Here is a 6,856-nt window from a genome sequence, read left to right on the forward strand (position 1 = left end):
TCAATGGGTGAAACTCATATTAATCTTTATTTTAACGGTTAAATGTCATTTAAGTGAAATATTTCCGCAACATAGTTCTGCGACGACATAGTTCCGCAATATAGTAATAGGTAATAAAGTCGCAAACATCCCTCAACGAGTGATATGGATCGGGTATACTTAATTATCGAACGTTCATGCACATTATTGATGATAGGAATTGATAACTCATGCGCATTATTCACACCTCAGACTGGCACCTTGGTCAGTATTTTTTTACCAAAAGCCGTGCGCCTGAGCACCAACATTTCTTGAATTGGTTAGTTGAACAAGTGGAATTACACCAAGTTGATGCTGTCATCGTTGCAGGTGATATCTTCGATACCGGTTCGCCACCGAGCTATGCACGTGAACTGTATAATAAATTTATTGTTGATTTACAAAAAACAGGCTGCCAGCTAGTAATTTTAAGTGGTAATCACGACTCGGTTTCTGTACTCAATGAATCAAGCGCTCTACTTAGTTATTTGAATACACAGGTTATTACGTCTGGAAGTGAACCGCATGTCATTACTTTAGTAAATAAACAGGAACAACCTATTGGTCTCGTCTGTGCCATCCCTTTTTTACGTCCTCGAGATATCCAGCTCAGTATTGCAGGGCAAAATATTGAAGATAAACAACGCTCACTACAAACCGCTATTCATGATCATTACCAAGCCAGCTACCAACTCGCGCTAGAACAGCGAACCGCATTGGGGCTGGATATTCCAATTATTGCCACTGGCCATTTAACGGTTGTCGGTGCAGCCTTAACGGACTCCGTTCGAGATATTTATATTGGTACGTTAGATGCGTTTCCTTCTGGGGCTTTTCCCCCTGCTGACTATATTGCCCTTGGCCATATTCACCGTCCCCAAGTGATTGGAGGGCAAGAAAATATTCGCTACTGTGGCTCACCTATTGCATTGAGTTTTGACGAAACAGCACAACAAAAAAGTGTCTGCCTTGTTGAATTCACCGGAAGCGAATTGACTCAAATCACCCCATTGGACATCCCTATTATTCAGCCATTGCAAAGCATTAAAGGCTCCTTAAGCCAAATAGAACAGCAATTAGAAGCATGGAAAGATTACCTAGGAGATAAACCTGTTTGGTTAGATATTGAAGTTGCTTCACAAGATTACCTCGCTGATATCCAACAGCGTATTGAAGCGTTGACACAAGATCTCCCTGTTGAAGTCGTGATACTGCGCCGTGCACGTAAGCAAATACAGGGACAAAGCCAAACCTTGGCCAATGAAACATTAAGTGAACTCACCGTAGAAGACGTTTTTTTACGTCGCCTTGCCCAAGAGTCTTTAGAGGATCCTGAGCGTGAACAGCGCCTAGTGCAGCTATTTCAACAATCTTATGACGCATTACAAATGAGCAAGGAAAGTTAATATGAAGATTCTAAGTTTACGTTTAAAAAATATTAACTCTCTTCGAGGTGAGTGGAAAATTGATTTCACTGCGGAGCCATTTGTTAGCAATGGCTTATTTGCCATTACAGGTGCCACTGGTGCAGGAAAAACCACCTTATTGGATGCGATTTGCCTTGCGCTTTATCACCGAACACCGCGTTTAAAAACCATTTCTAACGCACAAAATGAACTGATGACTCGCCACACTGGGGAATGCCTTGCTGAGGTGGAGTTTGAGGTCAAAGGCAAAGCTTATCGCGCCTTTTGGAGCCAACGACGAGCAGGAGGAAAGCCTGATGGCAATTTACAACAGCCTAAGGCGGAGCTTGCAACGGTTACTGATGGTAAAATATTGACCGTAAAAATCACAGAGATAAAAGAATTAATAGCAAAAATAACTGGGCTTGATTATGAACGTTTTACCAAATCAATTTTACTCTCTCAAGGTGATTTCGCTGCGTTTTTAAATGCTTCAGAAAAAGAACGCGCTGATTTACTTGAAGAAATTACAGGCACCGAAATTTATAGCCAGATTTCAATTTATGTTTTTAATCAACACAAGCAAGCCAAAATTGACTTAGATTTGCTAAAGGCAAAGGCACAAAGCATTAATTTACTCACTGAAGCAGAACACCAAGAGTTATTAGTACAGCAAAACCATTTACTTGAACAAGAGACTCAAACCAAGCAACAGCGGGCTCGCCACCAACAAGGCGTCAATTGGTGGCAACAATATCACCAACTCACCCAGCGCATGCAATCACTTGATGATGAACTCAAAAAAAATGAGCTTGAGTTTCAATCCGCACAGCCTCAGTTGAAAAGATTGGCTGATAGCGCCCCTGCGGAGTCGCTTCGCCCGTTATGGCAGGACGTTGAGCGCCAGCAACAACAACTCACTGAATACATAAATAAACAACAACAGCTGAAACTTAGCTTGCAAACCCAGCAAGCTGAACGTGCCCCACTGCAAGAGAAGTTGTTGAAATCACAATCCGAGTATCAACAACATCTTGATTTTGCCAAACAACAACATCAATTGATTGATGAAACTGTCAGGCCTCTGGATAACCAAATTGCACAATTGAAACAACAACAGACTGAAATTACGCAACAAATTGAACAACAGCACACAACTCTTCAGCAAAAAAAACACTTAGTTAATGAGACTCAAAGTCAGATCCAAACTGCGCACCTTGAGTTAAAGAAACACAACCTATTCCTAGAAGAACACCCAAAAGACGCTGAGCTCAATGCGCACATCGGTAGCTGGCAGCAACAAGGCCATTTTATATTCGAATTAGCTGATAAACTGGCGAGTTTGCATAAAAAACAACAAATTATTTCAAATGAAGTTACACAATTACAGCGACAACAACAGCAGAAAACTGAAAAACTATCCCAAAAACGTCTCGAGTTAGAACACAGCACTGTCACGTTCAAAAAACAAGAAGAAATCTACAAACAAAACCAAGAAAAACATGATATTAACGCTATCAATCAACACATTGAACAGCTACAAGCACGCTTACAACATGCTAAATTATTGCCATTAATATTATCTCAATGCCTTAATGCACAAACGCAAAAACAAAAACAGACCCAAAAAGATGTTGAATTAGCACAAGATATCACCACCACGCAAAAAACATTGAGCATTGCCCTAACACGCATTAATGAATTGACGCCACTCATCAAGCTAACCAATGACAAATTACAATTAGAACAAAAAATTGTTAGCCTAGAGCATGAACGTCAGCAACTCATAGCGGGTAACCCCTGCCCATTATGCGGTGCAACAGAGCACCCTGCCGTTAACGATTATCAATCAATTCACCTCAGTGAAACACAGCAACAACTCATTGAGCTTACAAATAAACTCGACCAATTAAAGCAACAACAAACTCAGTTAGAATCACAACTTTATACACAAAAACAACGCCAAAACGAAAATTTACAACAACAGCAGCAAATCAGAGAACAACTCGATGCCTTTAACTATCAATGGCAAAAGACATGTGAGCAAGCACTCACACCTGAGTTAGCCCAAAATGAACAAGCCGTTACGCTCTTTGTTAATCAATTAACGGAGCAATTAGCTACGCAACAGAAAATAGTGACCGATATGACCGCGCTAGAGCGCGAATATCAGCAAACCAAGTATCAACTACACGAGCAACAAGCAGGCTTTACCCAATGGCAATCTGATTTGTCATTGATTGAAGAGCGTTTAAAAAACCAAACACAACAACTTGATGAGATCCAAAAAGAATATAACCAATTTCAACAGCGTAAGCAGATACAATTAGATAAATGGCAATCCACTCTTATGCCATTTAACTTAAATGTGCCTGATAAAGATAAATTCGATGAATGGGTTAACGAGATCAGCCAACGCAGTGAGCACTTCAACAACCAAAAAGTGATGGCGCAAACACTTAGCCAACAAATTGAAGTCAATAAAGCCACATTAAAAGTTGAGTTAGAACAACTCGATATTCTTACTCAACAAATTGAACAAGAAAGAAATCGTCTTAAACAAATTGAGCTAGATTTAGAGCAAAAAGCAGCACAACGAAAAACACTGCTTTCAGGTCTAACTATCAACCAATTCATTCAGAAATTGAATGACAAACAAACCATGCTTTTCCAAGCTCAGGAACAATTAAGTAAACAACTCAATGAGACTGATAAAACCATCGCGTCAATGAATGGAAGTTATCAAGCGCTCATAGATGCCAGCGAAAAAACAAAACTGGCACAAACGCAAGCCAATACCCTGTTTACTCAAGCACTTACCGATAGCCCATTTAGTGATCAACACACTTTCCTTAAGGCGTTAATAAGCCATGAAGAAAAACAACAATTGGAAGCACTAAAACAACGCATTAACCAAGCACGTATACAGTGTGAAACGCGTTATAAAGAGGGGTTACAGGCCATTGAAGTGCTAAATCAACAACGTATTACTGATTTAGCGACACTGACTGAAACGCAATTACAAACAATTGTTGCCCAACTCGATGAAGAAATTAAGCAAATAAATCAGAGACAAGGCCAGATAATTAACCAGCTCAATACCGATAAGCAACTGCGCCACCAGCAACAAGATTTACTGCAAGAAATAGAGAAAAGTCAGTTAAGTTACGATGATTGGAGCTATCTCAGCTTACTTATCGGTTCCGCTGAAGGGGATAAATTCCGACGTTATGCACAAGGCCTAACGTTGGATTGTTTAGTTTCTCTAGCTAATCAACAGCTTGAAAAACTTCATGGCCGTTATTTATTACAGCGTAGCCACCAAGCAAACCTTGAGTTACAAGTTATTGATGGCTGGCAAGCGGATAGCATTCGAGATATTAAAACGCTTTCTGGTGGGGAAAGCTTTTTAGTTAGTTTAGCATTGGCCCTAGCGCTATCCGATATGGTAAGTCATCGTACACAATTAGAATCACTCTTTTTAGATGAAGGTTTTGGTACTTTAGATGCAGAAACGTTAGATATTGCCCTTGATGCATTAGAAAGCTTGAATGCATCTGGCAAAACTATTGGCGTAATTAGCCATGTGGAAGCAATGAAAGAACGTATTCCTGTACAAATTGCCGTGAAAAAAGGCAATGGGCTTGGCTTTAGCGAACTTCCCGCACAATTTCGTATCATTTAAACCGCATAATTTAACTCAATTCTGTGACTATTCGGGGTGGGGAAAACTCCCCCCCCTAAAATTAACTGCTAATTTAAAGATAGCTAAGTTGTTTAAAAAACGAAATGCATCCGCTTTATTATTCCCTACATTGGTAGAGAAAGTTGAGCCCGCTTCAGCGTACTATTTTTGATTAATTTGATACTCTACCTAGGCGCTTTCATTCTCATCTATTTTATCCTCAATTATTTTCTATACATATTATTCTTTTGTGCTTATTAATGCAGTTCATCACCATAAATCGCCACAAAAACTAGCGTTAACATATTGATTTTAATCAAATAAAAACACCTTATTAACTTAGCGCAAAAATTTGAACCTTATCGTTAAATTTTTTTTCTATGATTTTCCATTCGCCAAGTTATAGTAATAACCATTGAAACACACTACGGCTTCTAAGATTTATTCAATAACATGCCGTGCGCTAATGAAAAGCTAGGAGACTAAAATGTCTAACGCATTTATCGAAATGATTAAAAATCGTCGTACTATCTATAACCTCGGCGATGCTTTACCTGTATCAGAAGAACACGTCACGAGATTAATTAAAGAAGCAGTTAAACACTCACCATCATCATTTAACTCACAAACATCTCGCGTCGTGATTTTATTTGGTGCTGAACACCAAAAATTATGGAATATGACCAAAGAAGCACTGCGTAAAATTGTTCCTGAGCAAGCCTTTGCTTCAACAGAGCAAAAAATTGATAGTTTTGCTGCGGGAGCCGGTTCTATTCTGTTTTTTGAAGACCAAGATATTGTTAAAGGTTTGCAAGAGCAATTCCCTTTATATGCAGATAACTTCCCAATTTGGTCTGAACAAGCCAGTGGTATCGCACAATTCGCAGTCTGGACTGCATTGTCACAAGAAAATATCGGTGCATCTTTACAACACTACAATCCACTGATTGATAATGACGTACAAACAGCATGGAATGTTCCAGCTAACTGGATATTACGCGCTCAAATGGTATTTGGTTCAATTAATGAGCCAGCGGGTGATAAAGACTTTATGGACGACGATGTTCGTTTCAAAGTTTTCAAATAAACTAAAATACTAAGAATTTAAATAATCCTTTCGTAATATATTTACGAGAGGATTTCATTTATTTGATATTATCAAAGTGAATAATTCAACATCATCACTTATGATACCTCCAATTTAAAATTATCACTTATTCTAAATTAACCTGAACTCACAATAAAACATATTTACTCAAAATAGTTCATCGAAACAAAAAGAAACATTCACAATTATACTATTATTATTACACTCGTGTTACCGCCTGATTATTAATTGATCACAAAAAATCCAATAGACATATAATTTGATATTTATCAATACATTAACCAACCACCCATCTAAACTCTAAGTATATTTTCATTTTTAGTTTTGCATTATAGATATTTGAACTACACTAAAAGTGAGAGCACAAAAACACGTCCCATCGTGTAAAGTGTTATTAAGGAGGTGGACTATGAAAGGTTTATCTTTACTAACATTTGTTGTTACTATAATCATTTCAAGTTGTTCTTTCACCTATGCAAGTAATAACTCATCAGGAGGTACAATTTCATTTTCAGGTTATATCTATGAGCCACAATGTTCAGTCAAAGTTGAACATAAAGAGCGAGTTAATATTACGTGTTACCGAAAAGGTAAAGATGTATCAATAACAGGTTCTTTAAAAAATGGCCAAAAGGTAGT

Annotated in this window: 4 protein-coding genes; all 4 read left to right on the top strand. The window is 38.3% G+C overall.

The genetic code is table 11. The annotated features are described in order from the left end of the window. Nucleotides 1-209 precede the first annotated feature (209 nt). A complete protein-coding gene (gene sbcD / locus PR809_RS19140) occupies nucleotides 210-1,424 on the top strand; it encodes an exonuclease subunit SbcD (protein ID WP_166266673.1) in 1,215 nt (404 codons plus the stop codon). Nucleotide 1,425: 1 nt separating this feature from the next. After that, nucleotides 1,426-5,109 carry an AAA family ATPase gene (locus tag PR809_RS19145; protein WP_206276470.1) on the top strand — a complete coding sequence of 1,228 codons (3,684 nt, stop codon included), beginning with the start codon at nucleotides 1,426-1,428 and terminating at the stop codon, nucleotides 5,107-5,109. A 487-nt stretch (nucleotides 5,110-5,596) separates the two neighbouring features. Then, on the top strand, nucleotides 5,597-6,196 hold the full coding sequence (locus tag PR809_RS19150) for a nitroreductase family protein (protein ID WP_102139003.1): 600 nt from the start codon (nucleotides 5,597-5,599) through the stop codon (nucleotides 6,194-6,196). A gap of 430 nt (nucleotides 6,197-6,626) precedes the next feature. Then, a partial coding sequence (locus PR809_RS19155) for a hypothetical protein (protein ID WP_272524646.1) occupies nucleotides 6,627-6,856 on the top strand: 230 nt, incomplete at its 3' end.

It is taken from the genome of Providencia sp. PROV201 (assembly GCF_028479545.1).
Taxonomy (GTDB): Bacteria; Pseudomonadota; Gammaproteobacteria; order Enterobacterales; family Enterobacteriaceae; genus Providencia; species Providencia huaxiensis.

Bases quoted from the DNA above. Each gene is read 5' to 3' on its own strand.
- PR809_RS19150 (WP_102139003.1), top strand. From the start codon at position 5,597: ATGTCTAACGCATTTATCGAAATGATTAAAAATCGTCGTACTATCTAT.
- PR809_RS19145 (WP_206276470.1), top strand. From the start codon at position 1,426: ATGAAGATTCTAAGTTTACGTTTAAAAAATATTAACTCTCTTCGAGGT.
- sbcD (WP_166266673.1), top strand. From the start codon at position 210: ATGCGCATTATTCACACCTCAGACTGGCACCTTGGTCAGTATTTTTTT.